Below are 25,872 nucleotides of genomic sequence, written 5' to 3'. Positions count from 1 at the left end.
TACGCCCTTCTTCTGACGCCCGCCCCAACGGGTACCGGTCGTCGACAGGCCCGGCGAGCCTTCACCCAACGTGTCCAACTCCGGGGCTGCGCAGCGTCCGACGGCCGACTGCGCACCCTCGTCTTAAGAAGCTGCGCAGTGTGGTGCGCAGCGTCCTCACGACCCGTTGCGCAGTGACCGGTGCCCGTGCCACGGCGCGGCCCACGACTGCGTAGCGCCCTACGGAACCCGTACTCGCGGTGCAGTGTGCGCAGATGTTCGGGCTCGCTGCGCAACGGGGGCCCGGGAGTTGCGCAGAAGGCCCCGCCCGGCCCCGACACCAGCTGCGCACTGCCGATCGAGGCGCGGTGCGCACCGGGTACTGCGCAACCCGTACCGGTCGACTGCGACAGACCCGAACACCCCTGCGGCGCCCGCCAAAACGCGTACCGGGCGGCTAGAGCGGTACGGCAAAAACGCGTACCAGTACCTGAGCGCCCCGTTGGGTTCTGTTGACGATGGGTACGTCTGACTGGGTCTGTGACCTGAGGGTTCTGTAGATCGGTACGCGTTTCAGTGCGTGCATATCCGCCCCCGCAAAACGCGTACCGGTCGCCGGACGGCACCGGGCGCGGCCAGTCGCCGCGGCGCCCTCGAAACCGGGTGACGCGGAATCGGCCGAGGCGGCCGGTACGCGTTGGAAAACCAAACGCGTACCGGCGCGGGGAGTGCGCAGTTACCGTGAAAGAGCACCCACGATGTTGCGCAACCTCCGCTGCGCAGTCGCTGCGCACGCTGACTGCGCACTCTGGGGTCCCCGCTGCGCAGGGTCCCCAGAGGCCGCTGCGCAGCGCGCGATCGGGGTGGTGCTGCGCAACCATCCGCGAGCCGTTGCGCAGGCGGCGACAGGCGAGTGCGCAACGGTGCGCAGTGGTGTCCGGCGGCGCGGTGCAGCGAGACGCCTACTGGTGTACGCACCGGCTGGCTGTGACGGACTGTGATCGCGGAGCTCTCACCCCAGTAGGCCTTCGGTGTGCCCTGCCGGGTCAACTCCGACATGGACCAAAGATCCACAACCCCAGTCGGGATGCGGATCCCGGACGGATGGAGTGAGCAGTGAACAGCACAGGGGGATTCGGAGGAACCCAGCGCCGCCCGATGGCCAGCGACGTCATCGGTGCTGTCACCGACGCGGCTCCTACCGGGTAGCAGGCCGCGACCGTGGCGGGCCCGGCCGTGGCGAGATGCAGGGCACGGGTGCGGAGTTCGTCGACAGTCGCTGTTTTGTAGGGGCCGGCGGCGCCGAGCAGATGGTGAGGCGGAAGCGGGGCAGCCCGCTTGATCGACCTGAGCCCGTAACCCCTGACACACTGATCACGGATCAAAAGGCAGTGCCGGGGGTGGTGTTGATGGCATCGAAGAGTGCGTTGTGGCCGTATGGGTCGACGGCTCCGCTGCGTGAGGACATCCTGCGAGTTTTGGGGGTGTTGAAGGTGGCGACGGCGGAGCAGATCCAGGAGCTCACACGCCCGCACCTGACCTACCGGCACCCGGCCCCGAACAATCGGGGCAGCCGCACGGCCGCGCACCGCAATGCCGCCCTGGACCTGGCGCATCACGGCCTCGTGATCTCAGAGGGCCGCAGCAGGGCCGGCAACAAGCTGTACGGGCTGACTCCCAGCGGGCTGGAGGCGTCCGCCCGCGCGCTGGAGCGGCCGCTGGCGGAGATGGGCTCGATCGCGAGGGGCGCTGCCTCTCACGGCGCCGCGCATGCTCTGGACGTCAACGCCACCGTGTTGGGACTGCTGCAGCCCCGCCCCACGCAAAGCGCTTATGACCGTCTCAGCCCTGCCGATCAGGCCGTGGTGGACAACCGCCCGCACGGTGTCGGCAGTCTGGGGGCGATGAGCACCGAGGTCGGCCTGCCGGTCACGGGCACCGACGCGGAGCCGGCATACGGCTCGGTGCAGGCCGACTTGGTCGTCATCGCCTGCGAGCATCAGCTGCCGCTGATGTTCGTGGAAGTCGACCGCTCCACGATGGCGCCCGAACGCGTCGTGGCCAAGATCCGCCGCTACCAGCAGTACTTCGAGCGCCGCGACAAGCAGGGGAGCCTGTGGTGGCGCTCTCGCTGGCACCTGCCCGAAGATCAGCAGCCGGCGGTCGCCCTCGTACTGAGTGGACGCAGCGAATCCAGCGTCCTCAACCGGGCCGCGGTCGTGATGAATCTAGTAGACAACCTCAAGCCGCCGTTCCCGGTCCTCGGCACCACCTTGACTCGCCTGCAAGAGCGCGGACCGTGGGGCCAGACCTGGTGGAACGCAGCCCGCGGCGGAAGTCCCCAGTCCCTGGACCAGGCACTGGGCCTTCCCTCATCGCTCACCATGTGACGGCACGCAAGCCAGACGAACAACCCCACTGCCCGGGATCGGCCGGGCAGTTGGACGGAAGTCGACGGCGATCAAGCGACCGACCAGTAACCGGTGTAGGTCATGATCGAGCCGTTCACTACGGAGCCGTGGTGCCCGGGCGAGGGAGGCTGAACTGCTGTGACGACCCGCCCGGGCACCCACGGCCGCCAGCGCCGGCATCGCCGACAAAGTAGCCCTCAAAGCCACTAGCAAAGTCACCCGCAAAGCAGGCCTCAAAGCCCCTAGTGCACCCTCCACCGCTTGAGAGAGGAAAACGGCAGGTCAGGACCACTGGTACGGGCGGACCGGTCTCGCCGACAACCCCTCTCACGCACACTCCGGCCTGGCAACAGGTGGGGAAGGAAGAAGAAGGAGAGAAAGAGCAGACGGCAGGACCGGGCCGGCGCGTGCGTGCTCGGGGTTCGGAGCCGCGATCTGTCTTGTTGCGCGTCGGCCGGGGGCCTCCGCGCTCGCGGCCCGATGAGACGGGCCGCCGCGGGAAGGGGGACGGAGGCAGGGTGCACCACGCGCTGCCTGGGCGGAGATCCAGGAGAGGCGGCTGACGGTGGCCACGGCACTCGCCGTGCAGCAGGCCATCGGCCGGTTCCAGGAAGAGTCGGGGAGCCATGGTTGGACGTGGAGATGGCGGGTCACCAGGCAGGTGCCGACTCACTTGCGGAGTCGCAGCCCTCTTTTCCACGCGTTCGTTCACGTACGCGGGACCATCCCCGCAGGTGCGGGGAGCACAGCCGCGCCGGAAGGCCGGTCTCATCATGGCGGGGACCATCCCCGCGGGTGCGGGGAGCACTTGGTGTCCAGGAACTTCGCCACGTTCTGCGCGGGACTATCCCCGCGGGTGCGGGGAGCACGCGATCTGGAGTTCGACCTTGAAGGGCTCGCCGGGACCATCCCCGTGGGTGCGGGGAGCGCCTGCTTTCCCGCGGTTGGTTCGGGGGAAGCAGGCGCCGTTTTGCATTTGATGCTGGTCAGAGCTCTCCGGCGATCACGCCTTGTCGGAAGGCTGCCCATTCGGTGGCCGTATAGCGCAGGGGCTCACGCTCGGGGTGCTTGGAGTCGCGCACGGCCCGGGCGCCGCCGGGCAGGACGGCGATCTCAACGCAGTCGTTCTCCCCGCCGCTGTAGGACGACTTGGTCCAGTCGGCGTCGGAGAGGTCAAGGGCGTACAGCTGGGCCTTGTGGTGGTTCATGGACTGGTTCCTTCTTCCATTCTGCGGGTGATCAGTGCCTGCGAGTTGTCGCTCGACAGTGCCGAGGCGACCAGCCCGTCGTGTCCTGCTTGAGGTCCGACAGAGGGCCATCCCCGCAGGTGCGCGGAGCACTCTCGCCGTCGACCGTGTGAGGGACGAGGCGGGGGACCATCCCCGCGGGCGCGGGGAGCACAGGAAGTCCCCCGCGCGCAGGCACAGTCCGTCGGGACCATCCCCGCGGGTGCAGGGAGCACTCGTTGGTGAGGACGTCGCCGCCCTGCCCCTCGGGACCATCCCCGCGGGTGCGGGGAGCACGTTCGGCCCGTCGTACGGGACGCGGACGCGGAGGGACCATCCCCGCGGGTGCGGGGAGCACACGTTGGGGTTGTGCGGATCCCCCTGCGTCCAGGGAGCATCCCCGCGGGTGCGGGGAGCACGCTCGCGCTGACAGTGCCGGTCCAGCGCCAGTTGGACCATCCCCGCGGGTGCGGGGAGCACACGTTCATTGGGAGTCGACTCCTTGCGCGTGGGGGACCGTCCCCGTGGGTGCGGGGAGCACGACGCGAGGCCACGCAGGTTCAGGCGGCCCTCGGGACCATCCCCGCGGGTGCGGGGAGCACTCGGCGAGGGTGATGCGTCGCGGCCTGCTGTCGGGACCATCCCCGCGGGTGCGGGGAGCACCCCCGCGTCACCTCCCCCAAGGGCGGTGCGCGGGGACCATCCCCGCGGGTGCGGGGAGCGCGAGGGCGGTGCGGAGGGTCTTGGGGGTGAGGCGGGACCATCCCCGCGGGTGCGGGGAGCACACACGGACGCCCATCCGGCGCTCCAGCGCCTCGGGACCATCCCCGCGGGTGCGGGGAGCACACCTGACGCCGGCTATGGCGGACGAGCTCGCGGGGACCATCCCCGCGGGTGCGGGGAGCACGCCCTACCGGTCTTGTGGGGGCTGGGGGTGGTGGGACCATCCCCGCGGGTGCGGGGAGCACTCCGGCCAGAAGGAGCCCGCCAGTAGCGACCAGGGACCATCCCCGCGGGTGCGGGGAGCACAGGGACAGGACGGCCGCCTCGGCGACGGTCGTGGGACCATCCCCGCGGGTGCGGGGAGCACCAGTCCATGGGCTCGTCGTTAAAGACCGTGCGGGGACCATCCCCGCGGGTGCGGGGAGCACTTCACGTGTCCGATCGCCGCCATGTACATGCCGGGACCATCCCCGCGGGTGCGGGGAGCACAGCTCGGCGGACTCCGTCGTGAACCCGAACAAGGGACCATCCCCGCGGGTGCGGGGAGCACTCGTGAGGGCCGTGGCCGGTCGCGGGAATGCCGGGACCATCCCCGCGGGTGCGGGGAGCACTCTTTCTGACCTGCGTTATTGAGCGTGGGTAGGCTTGTTTTCGGCAACTTTTGCTGACCCTGACATACAGGACATTGCCTCCCATTCCTTCGTCTGGCTGTTTGTGGGTGGGGGAGTGACTTTACGTGTTGCCGGTTGTGAGTGAGGCAGGTTCGGTGCGGGGGCCGCGGCCAGGAGGATAGCGAGGGCGAACAGGCGCTGCCTCACTGGCCGGTGGAAGGCAGATGCCAGCTCGGTCCGCTGGGCTCGCCGTAGGTGACGGTCTGCCGAATCGGGGTGACGGTCACGCAGAAGTCCGGCCGGTCGATGTGCGGAGGGAGGGTCTTCGCGAGGTCCTCGACGGTGTCCCACACGCGGCTCGGGCCGCTCTGGCGGACATGGCCCGAGGCGTCGGCGACGGCGGTGGAGCCGTCCGGTAGCCACAGGCCGACGGCCTCGAGCTGCCCCTTGTCGTCGTGCCACGAGCTGGAGGTGTAGCCGGGCAGGGCGATCGACATCGCGAACGTCAGCCGGTCCAGGACATCCTCCAGCGCGATCGTCGTGGAGGTAGGCCTCTCGCCGCGGACAGTATCCAGGTCGGGGTGTGTGGCCGGGCCGCGCACGGCCATAAAGCGGGCTGGGGGCTTGAGGAATCGGCCGGAGGCGTGACCGGTTCCGGTGAGGACCAGACGGACGAGGCCGTAGCCGAGCGGCGCGACGAGCACTGCGCCTGGGGTGGCCTGGTCGAGCAGGGCGGGCGGGATATGGGTGAGCCCGACGGTCGCGATGATCCGGTCGTAGGGGGCGCGGCGGACGTGGCCCAGGGTGCCGTCGCCGGCGATGACTACGGGGCGGTACCCGGCCTGTTCGAGGCGGCGCAGCGCGAGGTCGACGAGCTGTGTGTCCGGCTCCACGCTCACGAGGTTTTTGTCGCCCAGGCGGGCGGCGAGCAGGGCCAGGTTGTAGCCGGTGCCAGTGCCGAGTTCGAGGACTCGCTGCCCCTGGTGGACGTCGAGCGCTTCGAGCATGGCGAGCATCAGCGACGGCTGGCTCGACGAGCTCGTCGGGATGCCGAGTTCGTCCAGTTGTGTGGTCAGCGCCGCATCCGAGTACACGGTCTCTAGATAGCCGGGGTCGCCCCAGTTGACTGGCTGCCAGCGGCCGGAGGGCTGCATGAAGAAGCGGGGTGTGAAGACGTGTCGGGGGACACTTGCGAACGCTCGGTGCCAGGGATCGTCCGGGTCGGCGACCAGATCGGCGGCGTACTTTTGGCGCAGCGCTACCGCGGTGTCGGTGTCGGGCCAGTTCATGAGATGGCTCCTTGAAGATAGTCGGCGTGCGCGGCGGCGATCGGCAAGCCGGTGCGGTTCTCGACCCAGGCCCAGGTACCGGCGGGGTTGTTCTCGAAGAACACCCACTGTCCCTCCGGAGTGACCGCGAAGTCGAAGGATCCGAAGCTGATGCCGAAGTAGGCGAGGAAGCGGCGCACCGCCGTGGCGATGTCGTCGGGAACATCGATCGTGTTGTAGTCGAGGTGCTCGTAGTCGGTGCGCCAGTCGATGGCTGCCTGTTCGGACGAGGCATGCAGAGTGCCGCCGAAAACACGGTCGTCGACGGCGACCAGGCGCACCTCGAAGGCCTTGGTGATGCGTTCCTGGAAGTAGTGCGCGGTCGTGCGGATCGTGTCGTCGAAGTCGGCGGGGTCGACCTGATGCGTGGCGACCATCAGCTGACGTTCCTCGCCCACGTCGAGGCGGCCGCCGAGGAGCGGTTTGCAGATCAGCGGGCCGTCGATCTGCTTGGCGAACGCGGCTGCGGCAACGGGGTCGTTGGTGATGAGGCTGCGCGGCACCCTCAGGCCGCAGCGGGTCGCGGCGAGCAGCTGTTGCGGCTTGTGCGCGGCGAGCCGGTCACGGTGCGGATCGTTGATCCAGCGCACTCCCGGCAGCGCCGCGAGAAGGTTCAGCATCGCCGCATCGGCCTGGTTCCTCGCCCACGTGCGATAGGGCTCGGGCACAGCGGCATCGATCGCAGAACGTCCGGGCCGCCGCCAGTAGACGGCCCGGACATCCTCGAGCCGCACCGTCCTGCGCCCGTCGTCCAGCATCCCGCTCCAGCCCGCACCGGCCGCCTCGTGCGTGGCCGTCAGGGTGAGCTGCTGGGGGAAGTCGGCGGCATCGAGGCGGACCACGGGAATCTGCCGCTGGTTGAGCTGGTCGACGACCATGTCGGCAGCCGCGTCAAGGTGCTCGGCGACGACGAGCACAGGGCGGGCGGCGCCGGTCATGACGCAGGTGCGTAGTACGGGTCCTGGACGTCGTCGCCCTGGCCGTCGAGGTTCGTGTCCGTGGTCGACGCGGCCATCTGACCGGTGTACCAAGGGGTCCCGTCCGCGTGCTCGTTGAGCTGACGCTTCTCGTTCCAGGCCACGCCCGCAATCGACGTGGTCACCAGGCAGGGCGGCGCCGCAGCCTTCGCGGCGAAGGGGATCAGGGCGTTCGTCATCGCTGTCCTCCAGAGTGAGTCGGGCGCACGTGCTGCGCCGCTTGCTGAGCGGTGTAGAGGTCGAGGAACGCGCCGACGAGCGCGGCCAGATTCCTCGTGTACTGCCACGCCGAGAACTGGCTGGACTCGGCGGTGGGCCGGTGGGCCTTGTCCAGGACATCGGACGCGGCCGTGTATAGGGCGCGCGCCTCCGGTCGGCGGCCGACGTCGTAGTCCTCGCCCATGAGGTCTTCCAGGTGCTGCAGGAGGCTGCGGCATCCGGCGTCGATCGACACCCGGCTGGGCATAGCGACACCAGGAGCCAAGGCCGTGGCGACCGCGGCGCGGATCGCGCCGGTGTCGAGGCCGTCGGGGGCGTCGGTGCGGGTCTTGCTCGCAGTGCTCATAGTGACTCCCCCGGAGGCCGAGATCGTTCGGTGTCTGGTGAAGAGCTAACCGCTCGGTCACACTCCGCCGGTACTGTGGAAGACCGGTGGGACCGTGAACACCGTGAACGCCATGGATGCTGTCGGGAGTTGAGGACATGGCCGCTCGGAACCGCACACCCAACACCGCCCTCGCCGAACTGCTTGACCAGGCGAAATGGACGCGGACGCAGCTGGCGCAGCAGGTGAACCGCCTCGGCCCGCAGGCGGGTCTGGAACTGACGTACGACCGCACAGCCGTGGCCCACTGGATCGCCGGGACGCCACCGAAGCCCGAGGTCAGGGCTCTGATCGTCGAGGCGCTCTCCGCGCGGCTCGCTCGGCCGGTCACCCATGCCGAGGCCGGCCTGACACCCGCTCCGTCGATCGTCACCGCCCAGGGGCTTGACACTGTCGAGGAGTTGATCGACCTCGGAAGGGCCACGATGGATCCATCCCGCCGCGGCGTGCTGGCCGCCACTGTCTTCTCAGCCGCGCTCGCCGTCCCCGCGTTCACTCCGCCCGCCCACGCCGACGCAGTGTCGCCCGGCAAGGCGACAACCCGTATCGGTGCGTCGCAGGTGCAGTCGGTGCGCACGATGACGGACCGGATCGCCGACATCCTCGACGAGCTCGGCGCCGGGCACGCGATGCCGATGGCCAGCGCATTCCTGGTGAACACCGTGGGGCCGTGGCTCAGGGCCCAATCCACGGAACGGGTCCGCAAGGACATGCTCGCGGCGGCGTCCGACCTGACGTATCTGACCGGGTGGATGGCCATGTATGAAAAGGCCCACGGGATGGGCCAGCGCTACTACGTCAAGGCGCTCGAACTGGCGCAGGACGCCGAGGACCACGTGACGTACTGCCGCACGCTGCGCGGGATGTCGCTGCAAGCCTCGAACCTCAGCTACGGGGCCAAGAGCCTGGAACTGGCCGATGCAGCCGCGGAGGCGGCACCGTCGGCAGGGCCACGACTGGTGGCGTTCCTGCGCGGACAGCAGGCCCATGCCGCATCGATGGTCGGCGACCGCCACCAGGCGCACACGCGGCTCCGCGAGGCCGAGACAGCCCTGTCGAAAGCGGACAACCGGCGCGACGCGATCGGCGGCTATGACAAGACCGCGTACCTGTTCCACGTCTCCCACGTACTGGTTGAGGAGCGGGACCTGCCGGGCTCCATCAAAGCGCTACAGCAGTCGATCCGGCTGCAGCCCGCGCAGGAGCGGCAGGGCCGCGTGCACTCGTATGCCGTGCTGGCGCAGCGCCAGCTTGCGTACGGGCATCTGGATGCTGCCTGTGCGTCGTGGGGCAGGTTCCTGGACGACTACGAGCACGTGTCGTCCGCCCGGGGCGACGACCACTTCACCACGATGCGCAGCCAGCTGAGGCAGCACGCGACAGCGCGGCCCGTGCGCGAACTCGCCGGACGTGCGCGCGAGGTCGCCGCTGCCAAGGCAGCCTGATCAGCGGGCCACTCCCATGGGACCACCGCCTGGCGCCTAACCTGAAGGAGCAGCCAGTGGCGTAGGACGTGAACTCCGTTATCCCTGCCCAGAATCGGCGCGCTCTCGTACCCGGCCGGGGTCACCAGGCAAGTGCGGACCCAATCGCGGGAGACAGACGTAGCCCTCTCAGCCACGCAATCAGTCAAGCACGCGGGACCATCCCCGCGGGTGCGGGGAGCACCGCCGAACTCGGCTCGGGCCCGACTGAGGGCGGGGGCCATCCCCGCGGGTGCGGGGAGCACTCTGGGACGAAACGGCCTCCGGGGGTCTGCACGGGGCCATCCCCGCGGGTGCGGGGAGCACAACCGGGGGCGCAGGACCAGTTCCGAGCCGGCGGGGCCATCCCCGCGGGTGCGGGGAGCACGAAAGGTCAACGGGCCTGCGACGCGGCGCGCGAGGGCCATCCCCGCGGGTGCGGGGAGCACAGCGTCAGCTTCAGCTTGAACGTGGCGCTCGCGGGGCCATCCCCGCGGGTGCGGGGAGCACTCACGGGTCTCGGTCGGACCGCAGATCGTGACGGGGCCATCCCCGCGGGTGCGGGGAGCACACGACACGGAGCACGGTGTCGGTTCCGGCCAGGGGCCATCCCCGCGGGTGCGGGGAGCACGCCAGAAGGTGAAGTTCAACCGGTCGGCCCTCGGGGCCATCCCCGCGGGTGCGGGGAGCACAACGTTCTTTCTCGGAAGACTGCCCCGGCATCGGGGCCATCCCCGCGGGTGCGGGGAGCACTCGCACAGGAGGGAGAGCCAATGAGGGGGATGGGGGCCATCCCCGCGGGTGCGGGGAGCACTCTTTCTGACCTGCGTTATTGAGCGTGGGTAGGCTTGTTTCCGGCAACTTTTGATGACCCTGACATACAGGAAATTGCCTCCCATTCCTTTGTCTGGCTGTTTGTGGGTGGGGGAGTGACTTTACGTGTTGCCGGTTGTGAGTGAGGCAGGTTCGGTTCGGGGGACGTTTCCGGCTTATTTTTGTGAATCTGCCTACATCGTGGGGCTGTTGGGGATATTCATCTGGCATGACTGGTGTGGGGGTTCGTGCCGGGTTGCGGGCGAGACTGGGTGGCCCGGTGCTCAGTGTGTGGGCGAAGCACGACCGGGATGCAGAGGGGTGGCTCCCTTTGTGGCGGCACATGGAGGACAGTGCCGCTGTGGCGGGGCGGTTGTGGGATGAGTGGCTGTCGTCTTCCGTGCGGCGGTTGATCGCGGGTGTCCTGCCCGGGGGCGAGGCGGATGCCCGACGGCTTGCTGTGTGGCTGGCAGGGATTCACGACATCGGGAAGGCGACGCCGGCTTTCGCCTGCCAGGTCGATTCGCTGGCCGACGTGATGCGGGGCCGTGGGCTGCAGATGCGGTCGGGGGCGGCCATGGGCGCGGACCGGAAGCTGGCCCCGCACGGGTTGGCCGGGCAGGTGCTGCTGGGGGAGTGGCTCGAGGAGCGCCACGGCTGGACCCGCAGGCAGTCGGGGCAGTTCACGGTGGTGGTGGGGGGCCATCACGGGGTGCCGCCGGAGCACGGCCAGATCACTGCACTGGATGCCCGGCCCGAGTTGCTGCGAAGCCCGGGCGCGAGTTCTGCGCTGTGGCGGCGGGTGCAGGAGGAGCTGCTCGAGGCGTGCGCGGACGAGTTCGGTGCAGGTGAACGCCTGGGCGCGTGGCGGTCGGTGAAGCTTCCACAGCCGGCGCAGGTTCTGCTCACGGCGTTGGTGATCGTGAGCGATTGGATAGCGAGCAATCCTGACCTGTTCCCGTATTTTCCCGAGGATGTTCCTCGCTCCGGTGAGGAACGCATTGCCGCGGCGTGGAGAGGGTTGGATCTGCCCGGCGGCTGGCAAGCCCAGATGCCCACTGGGGATGTTCAGGAGCTGTTCGGATCCCGCTTCGCTCTGCCGCCTGGTGCCGGGGTTCGGCCGGTTCAGGAGAGGGCTGTTGAGGTCGCGCGGACGATGAGCGAGCCGGGCTTGTTGGTGATTGAGGCGCCGATGGGGGAGGGCAAGACGGAGGCTGCGCTCGCGGCCGCGGAGGTTTTCGCTGCGCGGTCCGGTGCGGGCGGCGTGTTCTTCGCGCTGCCGACTATGGCCACCGGAAACGCCATGTTTCCCAGGCTGTTGGACTGGCTGGAGCGTCTGCCCGCGCCTGAAGGAGCGCGGTACTCGGTGCTTCTGGCCCACTCCAAGGCGGCTTTGAACGGAGACTTCGCACAGTTGATGCGGCACAGCCACAGGGTTGAGGCTGTCGACTTGGACGAGACGGCCGAAGCGGAACTGTGGCGGCCTTCTCATTCCAGGCGTTGGGCGAGTCCGGAGCTGGTGGCGCATGCCTGGCTGCGGGGTCGGAAGAAGGCCATGCTGTCCTCTTTCGTTGCGGGCACGGTCGATCAGCTGTTATTCGCGGGACTCAAGAGCCGTCACTTGGCGCTGCGTCATCTCGCGCTGGCGGGCAAGGTCGTTGTGATCGACGAGGCGCACGCCTACGACACGTACATGAGCGTCTACCTGGACCGGGTGCTGTCCTGGCTGGGTGCCTATCGGGTGCCGGTGGTGGTGCTGTCGGCGACCTTGCCGGCCGGTCGGCGCCGCGAGCTGGTCGCGGCGTATGCGGGTACGGCCGCAGGGCAGCAGGCTGCCGATTTCGGCGCTGTTGCCGAGGCCGGTGAGTATCCCTTGGTGACGGCGGTCGCGCCGGGCGGGTTGCCGGTGTTGTGTCGTCCTGTCGCGTCGGGTCGTGGCGTGGACGTGCAGGTGGAGCGGATCGATGATGATCTGGATGTTCTTGCCGGCCGGCTGGAGAGTGAACTCGCGCGCGGCGGCTGCGCTCTCGTCGTGCGCAACACCGTGCGCCGTGTCCTGGACACGGCAGCGGCACTGCGTGAGCGGTTCGGGGATGCGCAGGTGAGTGTGGCGCACTCCTGCTTCATCGACGTCGACCGGGCTGCCAAGGACGCCGACCTGCTGCGCCGCTTCGGGCCGCCGGCCAAGGCGACGCGGCGGCCGGACCGGCACATCGTGGTCGCCAGTCAGGTGGCCGAGCAGTCGCTGGACGTCGACTTCGATTTGCTGGTCAGTGACCTGTGCCCGGTCGACCTGATGCTGCAGCGCATGGGCCGTCTCCACCGCCACCTGCGCCCCGACAGGGCGCAGGCCGACCGCCCGGAGCGGCTGCGCAGGCCTCGCTGCCTGGTTACCGGCGTCGACTGGACCCAGACGGTGCCCAAGCCGGTGCGCGGGTCTGTCGCCGTGTATGGGGCTTATGCCCTGCTGCGCTCTGCGGCCGCGCTGCTGCCTCACCTGGACGACAAAGAAGCACGCCCGGTGCGGCTACCGGCCGACATCAGCCGACTGGTGCAGCACGCCTATGCCGAGCAGGCCGACGTCCCGAGTGAGTGGGTGCAGGACGTTGAGGCGGCCAGGCTGCAGCATCTGGAGCACCGTGCCGGTCAAGCCGAGCGCGCAGCGGTCTTCCGTCTTGATGCGGCGGCCCGCCCCGGCCAGCCGCTGTTCGGCTGGGTCGCCGCCGGGGTCGGTGACGCTGATGACACCCGCCAGGGCCGGGCCCAGGTGCGCGACAGCCGCGAGAGCCTGGAAGTCGTCGTCGTGCAACGCCGCTCCGACAACACCCTCACCACGGTGCCCTGGCTCGAGGCGGACCGTGACGGCCGCTCACTCGCAGGACTCGAACTGCCCACGGACCAGGTGCCGGCCCCTGCCGCGGCCCGCGCGGCCGCGTCCTGCGGACTGCGGCTGCCGATGCAGTTCAGCAACGCCGAGACGATGGACCAGGCGATCGGCGAACTGGAGGAACTTTACGTTCCTGCATGGCAGATGAAGGACAGTCACTGGCTCGCGGGCCAGCTGATTCTCGCGCTCGACGAGGATTGTCAGACCCGCCTGGCAGGCTTCGCTCTCCGCTACAGCACAAGCGATGGTCTCGAGGTGACCCGTGCCTGAATCCCATCCCGGCCCTGGCAGTAATGGCTTGTCGTTCGACCTCACCACGAGGCCGTGGATCCCTGTCCTGGACCGTGACGGAATACAGCGGGAGTTATCGCTGCGGGAGGTGTTCGAGCAGGCGGGCCGGCTGCGCAGGATCGTCGGTGACCTGCCGACCCAGGAGTTCGCTCTGCTGCGGCTGCTGTTGGCGCTGGCCCACGACGCACTGCAGGGGCCGGGCGACATCGACGACTGGTCCGACCTGTGGGGCGATGAGCAGTGCTTCACGCCGGTGGGCCCGTATCTGGATACCCATGCCGTCCGGTTCGATCTGCTGGAACCGGTGAGGCCGTTTTTCCAGACCGCCAGCCTGCGGACGGCGAAGGACGAGGTGTTCTCCCTGAACCGGATCGTGGCCGACGTCCCCAACGGGGAGCCGTTCTTCTCCGCCCGGATGCCCGGCGTGGAGCGGCTCACGTTCGCCGAGGCCGCCCGCTGGACCGTTCACGCTCACGCCTTTGACACCTCCGGTATCAAGACCGGGGCGGTGGGCGACGGTCGGGCCAGGAGCGGAAAGGTGTATCCGCTGGGGGTCGGCTGGGCCGGCAACCTCGGTGGAGTGTTCGCCGAGGGCCGCACCCTGCGCGAGACGCTGCTGCTGAATCTCGTGGCCGCCGACACCGCCAACTTTGAGATCGACGCTGACGATGCGCCGGCCTGGCGGCGCGAGCCGTACGGCCCGGGCGGCGTTGACCGTGCTCCCACCGGGGTCCGTGATCTGTATACCTGGCAGAGCCGTCGTCTACGGCTGCACTTCGACGAGCATGGCGTCACTGGGGTCGTCCTCGGCTACGGCGACCCCCTCCACTCGCGCAACCGGCACCACCGTGAACCCATGACTGCCTGGCGGCGCAGCACCGTCCAGGAGAAGAAGCTCGGTGAGAGCCCGGTCTATCTGCCGCGCGAGCACGATCCCGAGCGTGCCGCCTGGCGGGGGATCGCCTCCCTGGTCGCCACGGAACCGGCCCGCGGTCAGGGCGGCGAAGCCGCGTCCTTCTTGCGGCCGGCGGTGTTGGAGTGGGTAGCCCGGCTGGTCACCGAAGGAGAACTTGAGCGCGGGTTCCTCGTTCGCGCCCGGGTCGTCGCGGCGCAGTACGGTACCCAGCAGTCCGTGATTGACGAGATCGTCGACGACCACGTCGCCATGGCCGTCGTCCTCCTGCACGACCAGGACCGCCGTTACGCCGAGCAGGCCATCGCCGCCGTCGGTGACGCTGACCGTGCGGTGAACGCCCTCGGTGATCTGGCCACGAACTTGGCCCGCGCCGCCGGTCTGGATGGCGAAGGACCGCGTGCCATCGCACGCGAGCACGCCTACGCCGCCCTGGAGAGCCCCAACCGGCACTGGCTCCACCGCCTCGCGCAGGCCGACGACCCCCACGAGCAGCGGCTGGTGTGGCAGCAGCAGGTGTACGAGATCGCCGTCCAGCTGGGGAAGAGGCTCATGGACGCAGCCGGGGAGGCCGCCTGGCAGGGCAGGACTATCGAGCTGAAAAGGGGCACCGAGTGGCTCAACTCGGCCCTCGCCGAGCGGTGGTTCCGCAGCGCATTGACCAAAGCCCTCGGCCAGCCCCAGCCGTCCGGCGCCACATCCGACGCGGGCCCGGCGCCCGCACCCGACACTGCGAAGGCACCCGCATGACCACGACCCCCGCACCCGTCCGTCCACGCACACAAGTCACCAACCTCGCCGCACAGCACCTAGCCCGCCTGCAGCGCGGCTACCTCGCCGACCGCTCCCGCGAAGTGGCTGACCTTGCCCGGCTGCGCCGTGGCGCCGGCCGCGAGGTCGGGGAACTGCCCGACCTGTGGGGCCTCATCGACACCGCCCCCCTGCACCAGCCCCCAGCAGGAACCCGGCCCTTGACCGAGGGTGAACTCGTGCGTGCCGAGGACGCTCTGCATGCCGCCCTCACTCTGTGGGCCCTGCACCAGCAGTCCCGTCCGATCGGTATGCACCAGGCCGACCGGCCGGACAACGGCCGGGGGCTCGGAGCCGCCGTGCGACGCATGATGACCTTGGGCGAGATCGACGAACCGCTGCGTAAACGCCTCGTCCGCGCCGGGACCGCGCCCGACCTGACCGCCCTCGCCCAGCGCCTGCGCGACATCGTCCTCCTACTGCGCCGTGACGGCATCGCTCTCGACTACGCCTTGCTCGCCGGACAGCTCTACACCTGGCAACACCCGGGCGGACCCGACACCGTGCGCCGCGAATGGGGCCGCTCCTTCCACACCCGCCCCGACCGGACCAGCCCCGGCGACACAGCGACCACCCCCGGCAACACCGCGCCCACCGCCGTCGGCGACACCCGCACCCCGGACACCGAATAAGGACTCCTCGTGAACCGCATCTTCCTCGACGTCCACGCCCTGCAGACCGTCCCGCCCAGCAACCTCAACCGCGACGACACCGGCGCGCCCAAGAGCGCGGTCTACGGGGGCGTTCCCCGCGCACGCGTCTCCAGTCAGGCATGGAAGCGCGCCACCCGCACCTACTTCCGCGACGAGCACCTCCTGGACCCCGGCGAACTCGGGGTGCGCACCAAGAAGATCGTGGAAGCCGTCGCCGAACGGATCACGACCCTGGACCCCTCCCTCGACGGCGAGAGCGCCCTGCGCATTGCGGACGAGACCGTGAAGGCCACCGGCCTCAAAACCGAGACCCCCAAGCGCAAGGCCGCCGCCGCGAAGGACGGCGAGCCCGAGCCGGCACCCGAGGCCAAGTACCTCGTCTTCCTCAGCGCCCGTCAGCTCGACGGCCTCGCCCGCCTTGCCCTGGACGGCGCCGCCGACATCACCGGCTTCCTCAAGGAAAAGAAGAACAAGGACCGCGCCAAGGAGATCGCCGACACTCACCACTCCGTCGACATCTCCTTGTTCGGCCGCATGGTCGCCGACGCCGCCGACCTCGGCGTCGACGCCGCAGTCCAGGTCGCCCACGCCCTCAGCGTGCACCGCGTCGAGGCCGAATCCGACTACTACACCGCCGTCGACGACACCAACACCGACGCCGAGACCGGCGCCGGAATGATCGGCACCGTCGACTTCAACTCCGCCACCCTCTACCGCTACGCCGCCCTCTCCGTCCACCAGCTCGCCGCCAACCTCGGCCACGGCCTGCGCGAAGAAGAACACCCCACCACCCCGGTCCGTCGTGCCGTCGAAGCCTTCGTCCACGGCTTCATCGCCTCCCTGCCCACCGGGAAGATCAACACCTTCGGCCACCACACCCTGCCCGACGCCGTCATCGTCACCCTGCGCACCACCCGCCCCGTCAGCTTCGTCGCCGCATTCGAAGAACCCGTCCGCGGCGACCTGGGCGGCCACGTCCGCGAGGCCTGCGACCGCCTCGCGCAGTACATCCCCGACCTCGAACGCGCCTACGGCAACGCCGACTCCACCCACACCTGGGTCCTACGCGTCGGCCCGAACACCACCGAACTCTCCGGCATCGGCACCGAAACCCCCAGCCTCAGCACACTCCTGACCGCGGTGGGCCAGACCGTCACCGACCGCCTGGAGAAGCCCGCATGAGCGTGCTCACCCTCCGCCTCGCAGGCCCCCTGCAGTCCTGGGGGGCCTCCGCCCGCTTCACCCGGCGCACCACCGAATCCGCCCCCACCAAAAGCGGCATCATCGGCATGCTCGCCGCAGCCGCCGGCATCGAACGCGGCGACGACGCCCGGCTGCAGCCCCTGGCAGCCCTCAGATTCGGCGTCCGCATCGACCAACCCGGCACCCGCACACGCGACTTCCACACAGCCCACCACGCCGTCAGCGGCAAATCCATGCCCCTGTCCGAACGGTTCTACCTCGCCGACGCCGTCTTCGTCGCCGCCCTCGAAGGCAACGACACCACCCTCCTCGCCACCCTCCACGCCGCACTGCGCAACCCCGTCTACGCCCCCTTCCTCGGCCGCCGCTCCTGCCCACCCGCCCAACCCGTCGACCTCAACCTCCACGCGGACACCACCCTCGAAGACGCCCTGCGCACCGAGCCCTGGCAAGCCTCCGGCTGGTACCGCAGGCAGCACCGCAACCAGACCGGCATCGAACTGACCGTGCTGCGCGAGGCACACAGCAACGAAACCGACACCGACACCCTGCGCGACCAGCCCCTCAGCTTCGCCGCCGCCCACCGCCGCCACGCCCTGCGCACCGTCGTCACCGACCGCGTGCACCTCACCATCGCCAACGGACGCCAACTGCCCCCGCACGACCCGTTCGACGGCCTTGAGGAAGAGAGCGCCTGATGTTCCTCACCCGCTTCCGCGTGAACACCGCACGCCCCGGAGCCCGCCGGCTCCTGTCCTCACCGCAGGTGATGCACGCCGCCGTCATGTCGTCCTTCCCCACCCTGCTGCCCAGCACCCCCCAGAGCGGCGGCCCACGCGTCCTGTGGCGCCTGGACCACACCCAACACGCCGAAGTCATGCTCTACCTCGTCAGCCCCCACCGGCCCGACCTGACCCACCTCGTCGAACAAGCCGGCTGGCCCGCCGCCGCCGAACCCGCTGCCCCCGGATGGGAGAGCCGCCCCTACAGCCCCTTCCTCGACCGCCTCACAGTCGGCGGCCAGTGGGCGTTCCGCCTCACGGCCAACCCCGTCCACCACATCCGCCGCAAGGACGACGAGCCGACCAAACGCACCGCCCACCTCACCCCCGTCCACCAAATGGGCTGGCTCCTCAAACGCCAGGAACCCTGCGGCTTCCGCATCCTGCAAAAGCCCGACGACCGGCGTCTTCTGCCGCACGACACCACCCATACCCAACAACCGCACCCCGGCGACCGCTACGAACTCACCGTCCACGACAAGCGCAACCGCGCCTTCGACAAGACCCGAGCCACCACACCCGTCGGCCGCAAACCGCCCGTCAGCCTCGTCACCGTCACCTTCGACGGCCGCCTCGAGGTCACCGACCCCGACCTCCTGCGCCGCACCCTCACCCAAGGACTCGGCAAGGCAAAGGCCTACGGCTGCGGCCTACTTACCCTCGCCCCCCTGCCCCGACAGGCGACACCGTGACCACCGTCTCCCGCCGCACCGCCCTCACTCCACGCCAACTCACGCGCACCGGCGAGCGACTGTCCTTCGTTTATCTCGAACGCTGCACCGTCCACCGCGACGCCAACGCCATCACCGCCCAGGACGCCGACGGCACCACCCACATCCCCTCGGCCACCATCAGCACCCTGCTTCTTGGTCCCGGCACCCGCATCACCCACCAGGCGATGAGCGTCCTTGGAGAAACCGGTGCCGCCGTCTGCTGGGTGGGCGAACACGGCGTGCGCTACTACGCCTCCGGCCGCGCCCTGACCCGCTCGTCCGCCCTCGCCGAAGCACAAGCCACGCAATGGGCCAACACCCGCAGCCGACTCGCCGTCGCCCGCGCCATGTACCGCCTGCGCTTCCCCGACGAGGACCCCTCCGACCTCACCCGCAAAGAACTCCTCGGCCACGAAGGACGCCGCCTCAAAGACTGCTACCGCACCCAGTCAGCACGCACCGGCATCCCCTGGCACGGCCGCCGCTACACCCCAGGCGACTTCACCAGCGGCGACCCCGTCAACCAGGCCATCACCGCCGCAGCCCAATGCATGTACGGCATCGCCCATGCCGTCGTCACGTCCCTCGGGTGCAGTCCCGCACTTGGCTTCGTGCACTCCGGCCACGAACTGTCCTTCGTCCTCGACATCGCCGACCTCTACGAGACCGAGATCGGCATCCCCATTGCCTTCGACACGGCAGCCGAGGACGAAGAGGACGTCGGCTCTCGCACTTCGTGATCGTCTCAATGAAACAGCCCTGCTCGACCGCTGCGTCAGCGACATCAAGCGCCTTCTCATCCCTCACGCGCCTGAAACATCCTCCGCCAGCGACACCGCGGATGTTGTCACGCTACAAACCGACCACGACCGTGTAGTTGCGGCGGGCCGCAACTACGGCGGAACCGACGAATCCTCGACGGGGTGGAGACGGTCTGGTGACCGTCATCGTTCTCACCAACTGTCCGGCCGGACTACGCGGCTTTCTCACCCGCTGGCTCCTCGAGGTCTCTGCCGGCGTCTTCATCGGCAACCCTCCGCCAGAATCCGCGACCTGCTGTGGGACGAGGTCCAGCAATACGCAGGCCAAGGCCGTGCCCTCCTCGCCCACACAACCAACAGCGAGCAAGGCTTCACCTTCCGCACCCATGACCACACCTGGCAACTGGTCGACCACGAAGGCTTGAGCCTGATCCGCCGCCCGAGCCAGAACGGTACTTCGAGCACACCAGCGCCGAAGAAAGGCTGGAGCAACGCGTCCAAACGACGCCGCTTCGGCAAGGGATAGCCGGCAAGATGGGGCTTTTGTCTGCCATGTCGGACTCGTTGAAACTATCTCAGAATGGCCTGCAGCCAAAGCAAAGCCGCAGGTCGCGAAGAGTGCTCCCCGCGCTCGCGGGGATGGTCCCCCTGATCCACCGGCTTGCGACCAACCCCGCCGGTGCTCCCCGCGCCCGCGGCGATGGTCCCACGCGCAGCAACGTCCGCCGGGACGCCTTCGAGTGCTCCCCGCGCCCGCGGGGATGGTCCCAGCTCGTTCTGCACGGACAGGCGCATTGCGTCGTGCTCCCCGCGCCCGCGGGGATGGTCCCCTCTACCTCAACAAGAGGCACGACCTCAGAAAGTGCTCCCCGCGCCCGCGGGGATGGTCCCGAAGGGGTGGGAGTACCCGAGCGAGCCGGGCCGTGCTCCCCGCACCCGCGGGGTTGGTCCCGACAGCGTTGGGTACGAAGCGATCGCTGACGAGTGCTCCCCGACCCGCGGGGATGGTCCCGCGGCGAACAAAGCCCGTGACGCGCTCGCCGCGTGCTCCCCGCACCCGCGGGGATGGTCCCCCTACGACCACCGCGAGGCGCCGCCAGAGACCGAGTGCTCCCCACACCCGCGGGGATGGTCCCCAGCCGTCAGGCTTCCGGGTGGCCTCGTAGCCGTGCTCCCCGCACCCGCGGGGATGGCCCCTGCTTCCTCTGGGCAGCCGTCTCCTGCGCGTGTGCTCCCCGCACCGGCTTCTATTGGCGTTGCGGCTCACGCCTCGATGGAGGCCGGCAATCGGCTTCAGCGTGGCCCCCCGATATGGGACCCCCGCACTGCAGTCGCGCCCGTGCCGAGGCCGCGGCCTGCCAGTGTGAAGGCGCTGTTCGCACGGCCGACGAGGCCCACAGGCGCAGGCTTGGACGGAAATGGCGACCCGCCGAAGTGCGCGAGGAACACGGAGAGGTCCGTGAGACGACCATCACCCCTGAGCCCGGGGCCAGGACTGCCCTAAACCCCGTGCGGAAGTTCCGGTGAACGGCCGACGCCGCCGCGCCGACTCGGGACGGGCTCACCGGAGGCCAGGAAGGCACACGCCGAAGGCGGCCACGGGAATGACTCCGGCCAACGTCTTGTGCCTCTCCCCTCTGCACCGAATGGCTCCCTCCCGGGTGCGGGCCCCGGCGAGCTCTTCAATCCTGGACGAGCTGACCGGGCGTCCTGACGACAAAGAGGAGAGGGTGGGTGGTCTCGTGCCTATCGGTCTCGATGGGGGTGCGTTGACGGGAACCGCGCCGGGCACCCGTTCCTCGCGCGTCGGCGTGGTGCCAGAGGCCGGCAGCGCGATCGGGGCCCCGCCGTGCGCGGCGGGCCGTTGCGTGCGCGACAGGAGGCGCTAGCGGTGACCTCGGTCGTCGTCGACGCGATGAGTTCCGCGACCGAGTGGGTCGCGGTCGCCGAGGATGAGCTCACCCCGTCCTCCGCGCTCGCGATGTACGACGAGCGGACCATCGTTGGCTACGGCAAGGACGGCGTGAGTGCGCGGGTGACCGCGACGACCGCCGCGGAAGGCCACGCGCTCCGGCGACAGCTGCCCGGCGTCGACCTCTCGCGCTTTTCCGAACTGCGGCTCTCCGTACGGTCCGATCGGCGGGCCGGAGTCGGGGGGCTTCCGTTCACGTTCGAACTCCGACTCGGGTCCGCCGAGAGTCCGGTGACCTCGCCCGGAAACACCTGGCACCGGCTGCTCCCCGTGCGTGGCCAGGACCGTTGGGAGACGGTTCGACTTGGTATCGCGGACCTGGACACGGCCGTCGCGGCCGCCGTGACTCAGCTCCAGTTGCGCTGCGTCGACTCCACCGGGCCGACGACTCTGTATGTCGACGATCTGATCGCCGTGCGCCCGGAGTTGCTTGCCGATGCCGACCGAGCCCTCGAGGCGAGGTTCTCCGGCATGGCGATCGGCGAACCGGCGGTGACGGTGACCACCGTGAAGGTCCGGACACCGAGTGAGCCGCGCCCCGCCGCCCCGGCGCTGGACATCATGCACATCAACGTGAACTTCGAACCGGACAGGGTTCGGGAGGGACAGCAGGCCGCCGATTTCACGGCGGACGGCGCGCGCATGATCCCGTTCGGCGATCCGTACAGCTTCGACTACGCGATTACCCCAGTCGCGGGATCGCGCGCCGACCAGGCCGCGCTGATCGAGGCCGTGCTCGACCGGCTTCCTGCGCTCGACGAGCTGTGCGCCGACGGGGAGCGGCTGCCCGTCACGCTGCTCCCCCTCGGCCGTGCGGAGCGCTACTGGCCAGCGGTCGAAGGCAGTCTTCCCGTGCTGCTCTATCGCGTCGAGGTCCGTGCGTCCGCCTCCTCCGTGGTGGGCGGGCCAGTACACGCCACTGTCTCGGAGGTGCGCGTGGGGGTCGACCGGGCGGACGAGTGACCCGTGGGTGAGCTGTGATCAGCCGGAGGGTGGCAGTGGCAGTGGCAGTGGCAGGGACGAGGGCCAAGGAGACCAGTCATGACGTTCAACATCGGTGTCAACGTCGTTGAAAGCGACGGCACCGCTTCGCCGTCGATCACGGGGGCGGCCGCGTCGGTCGCTGGCTTCCATGTGGTGACGCAACGCGGCGTCCCCGACCAGCCCGTTCGCGTGACCAGTTTCCAGCAGTTCACCGAGCGTTTCGGCCCGCACTTCGCCGGTGGCCTGGGCGCCTATCTGGTACGGGGCTTCTTCGACAACGGAGGCCGGGTCGCGTACGTCAACCGGGTGGTCGACACCGCTCTCAGCGCCGCCGAGTCATCGGCCTGTCGGGTGCTGAAGGATCAGGCGGGCGGCGAGGTTCTCCTTGTTGAGGCGGGCTACCGGGGGCAGGCCGATCCGGGCCTGTGGGGCCGCGAACTCGCGGTGAAGGTGGAGCACAAGGTCACCGCGGAGAGCCAGCTCAAGGAGAAGGCCAAGGCGACGGTTACCGCCACCGACGCCCTCCCGGCCACGGTGGACATGTCGGCGCTCCCCCCGCTCGCCGTTAAGGTCGACGACAACGAGTTGACCCTCAGGTTCGATGCGCTGGACTTCGCGAATCCGGCAGCTGCCACGCGGGGGGAGATCACGACTGCGATCAACAAGAGGACCACGGACCTGATCGCGTCGCTCGACGGCGACAAACTGGTGCTGACGTCCACTAGCAACCGTCCGGCGGCGACCGGTGGCCGGACCGCTCTGAGTGTGACGGCGGCCAACCCGAAGCTCGGCTTCCCTCAGCCCGCGGCCGTGGTGTGGGGCACGCCCCACGAGCTGGAAGCCGGCGGAACCCGGCTGGCCCGGGTCCTCGACTTCGGCGTCGGTGACTCGGTCCTGATCACGGACAGCACCAGGAGTGAACAGGTCACGCTGAAGACCGTGAACGAGGCCACCGGCGCCGTGGCCTGGAGCCCCGACCTCGTGGGTCCGGACCTCTTCGACGTCACCACGGTCACGGTCCGTAGGAGCGCATCGGAGTTCGACCTGATCGTGTCTCGAGGGGAACCGTTCGAGGACCACGTCCTCGAACGGCACACAGGCCTGACGATGGTGGAGAGCCGTACGAATTACGCGCCCGTCGTGGTGAACGACCCGTTGTCCGGTTCGAACGTCATCCGGCTCACGGACAAGCACGCTCCGGGCGCCGCGGACCGGCCGAGCGACAAGACGGGATACCTCCCGCTGGAGAATGGCGCCGACGGCACGGTGAAGGCCGCGCACTTCATCGGAGGTTCTGACGGGGCATCCGGGTTCCCGGTCTTCGATCCCTTCGACATCCAACTGCTGTGCTGCGAGAGCACGAGCCAAAACGTGGCGCTCGAGGCCCTTGGCTACTGCGCGAGACGGGGCGACGCCATGTATGTCGGGGCGGTGCCCAAGGGGGTGATTGCCGGCGGCAAGGCGGCTGAGTACACGGCCTTGCTCAGGGGATTGAAGGTGTACGGCGCCCTGTACGGTCCCTGGATCACCGTGCCGGACCCCCTCGGTGTCGGTGACGCGCCGCGCAGGAGTATCCCGCCCGTCGGCCATGTGCTGGGGGTGTACGCCCGCGTCGAGGCCACCCGGGGCATCTGGAAGGCACCCGCGGGCGATGAGGCGAACCTGCGGGGCGTGCTCGACGTCGAGACCCGCCTGTCTGACGCCGATCACACAGCGCTGGTGAAGGACGCCGCTGTCAACGGCGTGCGCCCGGTACCGCGCGCCGGCATCGTGATCGATGCGTCGCGCACGCTGAGCAGCGACCCTCGCTGGCTGTATGTGAACGTCCGGCTCCTCTTCAACTACGTCAAGAGCAGCCTGCGTGACGGCTTGCGTTGGGTGCGCCAGGAGCCCAATAGGGATGCGCTGTGGAGCGCGGTCAAGTTCGGCACCGTCAACCCGTTTCTGACTGGGCTTTGGCGCCAGGGCGCGTTCGGCACTGGTGGCCCCGAGGAGACGTTCACTGTGGTCGTCGACGCAACGAACAACCCGCCTGACCAGGTCGAGCAGGGCCGGCTCGCCATCGACGTCCTCTTCTACCCGTCGCGCCCCGCCGAGACGATCGTGATCAGTATCGGCCAGCAGCCCAGCGGTGGCACCGTCACCGAGGCGTGAGGGCACCCGCTGGCACGGAAGCCCGAACCGCCGCAACCCTGAGTCGGCACCAGAGTCCAAGGAGTAGCCATGCCCAAGGTGGGCGATTTCCACGAAGGTCTCCGCGCCAACGAGTTCGTCCTGTTCATCGATGGAACGGAAAGCCCGGGCATCAGCAAGGTGTCGGGGCTCAGCGAGGGTGAACTGGAGACCATCGAGCAGCCCGATGGTGTTACCGGGCACGTCTACAAACTGGCTGCGGCCAAGGTGAAGTTCGAGCCCCTCACCATCGAGCGAAGGGTGGACGGCAGCCCGGAGGACAAGCGGTTCCGCGACTGGTTCTGGCAGACGTTCAAACTCAACGCGCCCCGGCAGGGGGGCTCCGCCGTGCGGAAGAACGGAATGATCATCAAGCGGCACTTCGGTGATGAGGTCCTGAAGTTCGCCTTCTACCACGCCTGGGTGAAGTCCTCGAAGTTCACCGACCTCGAAGCCGGATCCACGGGCCTGTTCCTGCAGACGATCGTGCTCGAGCACGAGGGCCTCGAACGCGTCGAATGATTCACCGCCCCCCACCGCACGACCCCCAGGAGGATTCCCATGACCGTGACCGCGACAACGGAAGAACTCGACGCACGTCGTCCGGGCGGTGTCCCCGCGGACCAGGACCCGACGGCGGCCCTGAGCCCCGGCGCCCGCAGCGGGCGCGAGACCGAGGTAATCCTTCCAGTGGGTTACGTCGACGATGCGGGCGAAGCGCAGCGCCGGGTCACTCTGCGCAAGATGACCGGCCGAGAGGAGGCGCTGCTCGCGGATCCGGCTAATCAGCGCAACGGAGGGCGGCTGGTCACTGCATTGCTCCACAGTTGCATGACCGGGCTCGGTGACTTGACGTCAGTACGGCGCGCCGACGTCGAGGCGCTGTACTCGGTCGACCGCAACTACCTCCTGATTAAGCTGCGGAGCCTCACCTTCGGCCCGGAGCTGGCCGCTGTCTACGGCTGCTCCTCCTGCGGCGAGCGCTTCGAACAGCTGGAGGACCTCGACGCACTTCCGACGAGGATGCTGGCTGACGGCGAGCCACCGGAGGACATCAGCGTGGAGCTCCAGGACGGCTATCTCGACCGGGACGGGGCCGTGCACACGTCGCTGACGCTGCGTCTGGCTCGGGGCTCGGACGAGACGGCGGCGGCGCCTCAGATGCGCAAGAACGCTTCGCTGGGCAAGAATGCGCTGCTCGCGCGGTGCATGAAGTCGCTGGGCGACCTTCCCACGCACCGGCTCGAAGCCATCGGGCCCAAGATCCTCGCCGACCTCACCCTCACCGACCGGCGCCTCATCGACCGGGCGTTCGACGACGACGCGCCCGGGATCGACCTGATGCGCGAACTTGACTGTCCGTCGTGCGGCCACGAGATGCGTTCGAGTCTGGACATGACAAATTTTTTGACACCGCGGTAAGTCTCGACCAGCTCCGACAGGAGGTGTTCTTCCTTGGATACCACCTGCACTGGCCGTGGTCGGAGCTGATGGACATGGAGTCCGCCGAGCGGCGTGCCTACGTCGCCCTGCTCGTGGAGCAGATCGAACGGGAGAACGCCCGGATCGAGGCTGCCCGGACCTCATGAGAACGCC

18 protein-coding genes, 2 pseudogenes and 3 CRISPR repeat arrays are annotated in these 25,872 nt (G+C 69.1%); of the genes and pseudogenes, 15 read left to right on the top strand and 5 right to left on the bottom strand.

Features of this window, described 5'->3' with window-relative positions:
- The first annotated feature begins 1,388 nt into the window (after positions 1-1,388).
- Positions 1,389-2,369: a replication-relaxation family protein gene (locus OG574_RS10745; RefSeq protein ID WP_326772988.1), complete on the top strand. Its 981-nt coding sequence runs from the start codon at positions 1,389-1,391 to the stop codon at positions 2,367-2,369.
- A 1,007-nt stretch (positions 2,370-3,376) separates the two neighbouring features.
- Here the strand turns inward: OG574_RS10745 and OG574_RS10740 are convergent.
- The 5 genes from OG574_RS10740 to OG574_RS10720 form a co-directional block, all read right to left on the bottom strand.
- Positions 3,377-3,598: a DUF397 domain-containing protein gene (locus OG574_RS10740; protein WP_326772987.1), complete on the bottom strand. Its 222-nt coding sequence runs from the start codon at positions 3,596-3,598 to the stop codon at positions 3,377-3,379.
- A 102-nt stretch (positions 3,599-3,700) separates the two neighbouring features.
- Positions 3,701-4,950: a CRISPR direct-repeat array (repeat unit 29 nt; unit sequence GGGACCATCCCCGCGGGTGCGGGGAGCAC).
- A 203-nt stretch (positions 4,951-5,153) separates the two neighbouring features.
- On the bottom strand, positions 5,154-6,239 hold the full coding sequence (locus OG574_RS10735) for a methyltransferase domain-containing protein (protein ID WP_326772986.1): 1,086 nt from the start codon (positions 6,237-6,239) through the stop codon (positions 5,154-5,156).
- Positions 6,236-7,216, bottom strand: coding sequence for an ATP-grasp ribosomal peptide maturase (gene tgmB, locus OG574_RS10730; RefSeq protein WP_326772985.1), 981 nt, complete (start codon positions 7,214-7,216; stop codon positions 6,236-6,238). Before tgmB ends, OG574_RS10735 begins: the two co-directional genes overlap by 4 nt.
- A complete protein-coding gene (locus tag OG574_RS10725) occupies positions 7,213-7,434 on the bottom strand; it encodes a hypothetical protein (RefSeq protein WP_326772984.1) in 222 nt (73 codons plus the stop codon). The genes tgmB and OG574_RS10725 overlap by 4 nt, the downstream gene beginning before the upstream one ends.
- Entirely contained in the window at positions 7,431-7,820 is a 390-nt protein-coding gene (locus OG574_RS10720; protein ID WP_326772983.1) for a DUF6415 family natural product biosynthesis protein, read from the bottom strand. Before OG574_RS10720 ends, OG574_RS10725 begins: the two co-directional genes overlap by 4 nt.
- Positions 7,821-7,957: 137 nt before the next feature.
- Between OG574_RS10720 and OG574_RS10715 the strand changes: the two genes are divergently transcribed.
- The 14 genes and pseudogenes from OG574_RS10715 to OG574_RS10650 all read left to right on the top strand — a co-directional run bounded on the left by OG574_RS10715 (position 7,958) and on the right by OG574_RS10650 (position 25,865).
- Positions 7,958-9,304, top strand: a complete 1,347-nt coding sequence (locus OG574_RS10715; protein WP_326772982.1) for a hypothetical protein — start codon at positions 7,958-7,960, stop codon at positions 9,302-9,304.
- 194 nt (positions 9,305-9,498) lie between these two features.
- Positions 9,499-10,136: direct repeats of the CRISPR family, unit length 29 nt; unit sequence GGGGCCATCCCCGCGGGTGCGGGGAGCAC.
- A gap of 228 nt (positions 10,137-10,364) precedes the next feature.
- The gene (gene cas3 / locus OG574_RS10710) at positions 10,365-13,292 is read left to right on the top strand and encodes a CRISPR-associated helicase Cas3' (RefSeq protein ID WP_442816809.1); all 2,928 of its coding nucleotides are present in this window, start codon (positions 10,365-10,367) and stop codon (positions 13,290-13,292) included.
- Complete coding sequence (gene casA / locus OG574_RS10705; RefSeq protein WP_442816808.1) at positions 13,285-14,976, top strand: type I-E CRISPR-associated protein Cse1/CasA; 1,692 nt, start codon at positions 13,285-13,287, stop codon at positions 14,974-14,976. The genes cas3 and casA overlap by 8 nt, the downstream gene beginning before the upstream one ends.
- Positions 14,973-15,668, top strand: a complete 696-nt coding sequence (casB, locus tag OG574_RS10700; protein ID WP_326772979.1) for a type I-E CRISPR-associated protein Cse2/CasB — start codon at positions 14,973-14,975, stop codon at positions 15,666-15,668. Before casA ends, casB begins: the two co-directional genes overlap by 4 nt.
- A gap of 9 nt (positions 15,669-15,677) precedes the next feature.
- On the top strand, positions 15,678-16,871 hold the full coding sequence (gene cas7e / locus OG574_RS10695) for a type I-E CRISPR-associated protein Cas7/Cse4/CasC (RefSeq protein WP_326772978.1): 1,194 nt from the start codon (positions 15,678-15,680) through the stop codon (positions 16,869-16,871).
- A complete protein-coding gene (cas5e, locus tag OG574_RS10690) occupies positions 16,868-17,590 on the top strand; it encodes a type I-E CRISPR-associated protein Cas5/CasD (protein ID WP_326772977.1) in 723 nt (240 codons plus the stop codon). The genes cas7e and cas5e overlap by 4 nt, the downstream gene beginning before the upstream one ends.
- Entirely contained in the window at positions 17,590-18,366 is a 777-nt protein-coding gene (cas6e, locus tag OG574_RS10685; RefSeq protein ID WP_326772976.1) for a type I-E CRISPR-associated protein Cas6/Cse3/CasE, read from the top strand. The genes cas5e and cas6e overlap by 1 nt, the downstream gene beginning before the upstream one ends.
- Positions 18,363-19,299: pseudogene (cas1e, locus tag OG574_RS10680) on the top strand (type I-E CRISPR-associated endonuclease Cas1e); the annotation flags it as partial. The gene cas6e and the pseudogene cas1e, both read left to right, overlap by 4 nt.
- Before the next feature lie 25 nt (positions 19,300-19,324).
- Positions 19,325-19,674: pseudogene (cas2e, locus tag OG574_RS10675) on the top strand (type I-E CRISPR-associated endoribonuclease Cas2e).
- Positions 19,675-19,766: 92 nt separating this feature from the next.
- A CRISPR array of direct repeats spans positions 19,767-20,100; the repeat unit is 29 nt; unit sequence GTGCTCCCCGCGCCCGCGGGGATGGTCCC.
- Between the two features lie 939 nt (positions 20,101-21,039).
- Positions 21,040-22,083, top strand: a complete 1,044-nt coding sequence (locus tag OG574_RS10670; protein WP_326772975.1) for a hypothetical protein — start codon at positions 21,040-21,042, stop codon at positions 22,081-22,083.
- Positions 22,084-22,161: 78 nt separating this feature from the next.
- Entirely contained in the window at positions 22,162-24,258 is a 2,097-nt protein-coding gene (locus OG574_RS10665; RefSeq protein ID WP_326772974.1) for a phage tail sheath family protein, read from the top strand.
- A 69-nt stretch (positions 24,259-24,327) separates the two neighbouring features.
- A complete protein-coding gene (locus tag OG574_RS10660; RefSeq protein ID WP_326772973.1) occupies positions 24,328-24,798 on the top strand; it encodes a phage tail protein in 471 nt (156 codons plus the stop codon).
- Between the two features lie 39 nt (positions 24,799-24,837).
- Positions 24,838-25,698 carry a T4 family baseplate hub assembly chaperone gene (locus OG574_RS10655; protein WP_326772972.1) on the top strand — a complete coding sequence of 287 codons (861 nt, stop codon included), beginning with the start codon at positions 24,838-24,840 and terminating at the stop codon, positions 25,696-25,698.
- Positions 25,699-25,721: 23 nt separating this feature from the next.
- Complete coding sequence (locus OG574_RS10650; RefSeq protein ID WP_326772971.1) at positions 25,722-25,865, top strand: hypothetical protein; 144 nt, start codon at positions 25,722-25,724, stop codon at positions 25,863-25,865.
- Positions 25,866-25,872: the final 7 nt, after the last annotated feature.

Source organism: Streptomyces sp. NBC_01445, assembly GCF_035918235.1.
Lineage (GTDB): Bacteria > Actinomycetota > Actinomycetes > Streptomycetales > Streptomycetaceae > Streptomyces.
The sequence above is the reverse complement of the archived record's forward strand: the minus strand, read 5'-3'. Positions and strand labels throughout refer to the sequence as shown.

Coding starts and splice junctions, on each gene's coding strand:
- OG574_RS10735 (WP_326772986.1), bottom strand. CDS start 6,239: ATGAACTGGCCCGACACCGACACCGCGGTAGCGCTGCGCCAAAAGTAC.
- OG574_RS10665 (WP_326772974.1), top strand. CDS start 22,162: ATGACGTTCAACATCGGTGTCAACGTCGTTGAAAGCGACGGCACCGCT.
- OG574_RS10660 (WP_326772973.1), top strand. CDS start 24,328: ATGCCCAAGGTGGGCGATTTCCACGAAGGTCTCCGCGCCAACGAGTTC.
- casB (WP_326772979.1), top strand. CDS start 14,973: ATGACCACGACCCCCGCACCCGTCCGTCCACGCACACAAGTCACCAAC.
- tgmB (WP_326772985.1), bottom strand. CDS start 7,216: ATGACCGGCGCCGCCCGCCCTGTGCTCGTCGTCGCCGAGCACCTTGAC.
- cas5e (WP_326772977.1), top strand. CDS start 16,868: ATGAGCGTGCTCACCCTCCGCCTCGCAGGCCCCCTGCAGTCCTGGGGG.
- OG574_RS10715 (WP_326772982.1), top strand. CDS start 7,958: ATGGCCGCTCGGAACCGCACACCCAACACCGCCCTCGCCGAACTGCTT.
- OG574_RS10720 (WP_326772983.1), bottom strand. CDS start 7,820: ATGAGCACTGCGAGCAAGACCCGCACCGACGCCCCCGACGGCCTCGAC.
- cas6e (WP_326772976.1), top strand. CDS start 17,590: ATGTTCCTCACCCGCTTCCGCGTGAACACCGCACGCCCCGGAGCCCGC.
- OG574_RS10655 (WP_326772972.1), top strand. CDS start 24,838: ATGACCGTGACCGCGACAACGGAAGAACTCGACGCACGTCGTCCGGGC.
- OG574_RS10725 (WP_326772984.1), bottom strand. CDS start 7,434: ATGACGAACGCCCTGATCCCCTTCGCCGCGAAGGCTGCGGCGCCGCCC.
- OG574_RS10740 (WP_326772987.1), bottom strand. CDS start 3,598: ATGAACCACCACAAGGCCCAGCTGTACGCCCTTGACCTCTCCGACGCC.
- cas3 (WP_442816809.1), top strand. CDS start 10,365: ATGACTGGTGTGGGGGTTCGTGCCGGGTTGCGGGCGAGACTGGGTGGC.
- OG574_RS10745 (WP_326772988.1), top strand. CDS start 1,389: ATGGCATCGAAGAGTGCGTTGTGGCCGTATGGGTCGACGGCTCCGCTG.